1 protein-coding gene is annotated in these 2,698 nt (G+C 34.7%); it reads left to right on the top strand.

Annotation, left to right across the window (positions count from 1 at the left end; translation table 11 throughout):
• The first annotated feature begins 753 nt into the window (after positions 1-753).
• Positions 754-2,586 (top strand): group II intron reverse transcriptase/maturase, encoded by a 1,833-nt coding sequence (ltrA, locus tag M3600_RS28170; RefSeq protein WP_251648523.1) that lies wholly within the window; start codon positions 754-756, stop codon positions 2,584-2,586.
• The last annotated feature ends 112 nt before the right edge of the window (positions 2,587-2,698 follow it).

The following is a 2,698-nucleotide window of genomic DNA, read 5'->3' as shown; positions in this document are numbered from 1 at the left end:
AAAGGTGGTACGACACGTTCCTAACTGAAAAGGTTAGGCATTGTTGAACCTAACAGTTCAACAATGAACTGTCATTTCGAGAAGTCAAATGATAGGGTAACGCCTTGAAGGGCTTCCTTTAATCCTCCGACATGCGATTTAGTTGGTAAGAGCTAAACTGTATGAAGTTCGGTGAAGTCGGCAGAAATATACCGTAATTATAGAAACTTATAAACGAAAGTGTCCTAGAGGTAGGATATGTATATGATATGCCGGAAGTCTATAAAACACTTATGGTTAGAATTCACAACGATACAATCAGCGAACTTTGTTAGTGTAGACGAATCCCTGAATGTACGGGTCTATATCGGGAGCATATCGAAAGGTATGTGGACACAAATAGTGTCGCTACTGCGGGCGAGTAAAACTCTCCTTTATGAAAGTCCGTATATTGTTAAAGGCAGTATTAAAGTAGCAGGTTCATAGGGGAAACCTAATAGTGTATGTACAGATAGGAATGATGGAACGTGGTAAGCTGTCAACATGGAGGACTTACTTCCTACGAAGTGGTTCTAGGGAAAGTACTGATGATATTAGTCAGATATATAACCTAGATTTATGATAGTGAAAGTGGTGGCACAGTACCTATGAAGCATCTAATGAATGTGGAGGGATAGCCACTAGTCAATTGAAGACTGATAGTTACAAACGGTTAACATGGTTTCGAGTAAGACTAAGAGATGTAATTTCTCCTTCAGAAGGAGGTTACAGCCCATGTTGAAGAAAACCAAGTTAAGACATAATGAGTATTACAATATGCAACAAACATATGATGACTTATATTCAAGAAGTCTTAACGGTAACAATTTCTATAAGTTAGTAAATACAATCGATTCTGAAGAAAATATTCGACTAGCATATCGTAATATCAAAACAAATAAGGGAAGCAAAACTGCTGGTGTTGATGATTTGACAATCAAAGACATATGGCATTTGAATGATAAAGAAATAATTAACGAAGTAAGAAAAAGGTTAAACAAATACCATCCCCAACCTGTCAAAAGAGTTCTCATTCCTAAAGTGGGCAGTGATAAAAAGCGTCCATTAGGTATTCCGACAATTTGGGATAGATTAGTACAACAATGTATCTTACAAGTTCTTGAACCTATTTGTGAAGCTAAATTTCATAACCATAGTTATGGTTTTAGACCAAATAGAAGTACACATCATGCGGTTAGCCGAATGGTTAGTCTTATGAATATTGGGAGGCAACATTATTGTGTTGACATTGATATCAAAGGATTCTTCGATAATGTCAATCATGGAAAACTGCTGAAACAGATGTGGGCATTGGGAATTCGTGATAAATCCTTACTCTCGATTATTTCTAAAATACTGAAATCCGAAATAATAGGAGAAGGAATCCCGACTAATGGAACTCCGCAAGGAGGAATAATTTCACCTATATTATCTAATATCGTTTTAAATGAATTAGATTGGTGGATAAGTAGTCAATGGGAAACGTATAAACCGCAAAGAATGTCTAGTGAAAACTATGGTTTTCGTAGCTATGCAAGGAAATATACAAGTATGAAATGCGGTTATATCATTCGATACGCAGACGATTTTAAAATTATGTGTGAATCATATGAGGACGCACAACGCTTTTATCATGCAACAGTTGACTTTTTGAATAAGCGACTAGGGCTTGAAGTAAATAAAGAAAAATCTAAAATCGTCAATTTGAAAAAGAATTCTTCCAATTTTCTAGGATTTAAAGTCAAACTTGTTAAACAAGGTAAATCAAAATTTGGCTATGTAGCCAAAACAGGAATGACAGACAAAGCTATCTTGAAAACTAAGAAGAAACTAAGGGAAAAGGTCAAAGAAATCCAAGAAAAACCTTTACCAGAAAGCGTATTGAACTTTAACATTACCCTTATTGGAATACAAAATTACTATAGATATGCTACCACGATTTATATGGATTTAACGGAGATAAATTACTCTCTTTTAAAAACTATGAAAAACAGATTTAAAAATAATGCAAAAATCATCAAATTTAGTGAAACACCTCCTGCTTTTAAGAAAAGGACAAAAGGAATCCAACCAAATACTAAAATATTTACTATTCAAGGTACTCCACTGTTGCCAATTACAGGAATTCATCATAAGAATCCGTGTAATTTTTCACAAGGTATCAACAATTTCACTGAAAAAGGTCGTAGTAAAATTCATACAAACCTTAGGGCGATACCAAGTGATGTACTTGCACAAGTAATGGCAACCTACTCAAGGAGTAGGAGTATTGAGTACAACGATAATAGAATATCTAAATATGTAGCTCAATATGGTAAATGTTTTGTAACAGGAGAATTAATTGGGATTGACAGAGTTCATTGTCATCATATTATTCCCCTAGAACTTGGAGGAACAGATAAATATAGTAATTTAATAATTGTTGATTGGTTTATTCATAAGCTTATTCACATGACAGATATACAAAAGATTACTAAAGTCCTCCGGTCTTTTAACCTTAATCAAAAGCAAGTGGAGAAGCTAAACTGCCTTAGAATTAAATCTGGTAAAGAACCGATAATTATGTAACTTATAACATCAGTTGAAATTGATGGAACGCCGTATGACACCGAAAGGGTCATGTACGGTGTGAAGCAGGGGAAAAGGTGGAGATAACTTCAAATCCTTACCTATTGCTATA

Source organism: Niallia sp. MER 6 (assembly GCF_023714395.1).
Lineage (GTDB): Bacteria > Bacillota > Bacilli > Bacillales > Cytobacillaceae > Niallia.
Note: the sequence above shows the minus strand (reverse complement) of the source record. Positions and strands in the feature narration are given on the sequence as shown.

What these genes read in the sequence shown, in the direction of transcription:
- ltrA (WP_251648523.1), top strand. Translation starts at nt 754, where the DNA reads ATGTTGAAGAAAACCAAGTTAAGACATAATGAGTATTACAATATGCAA.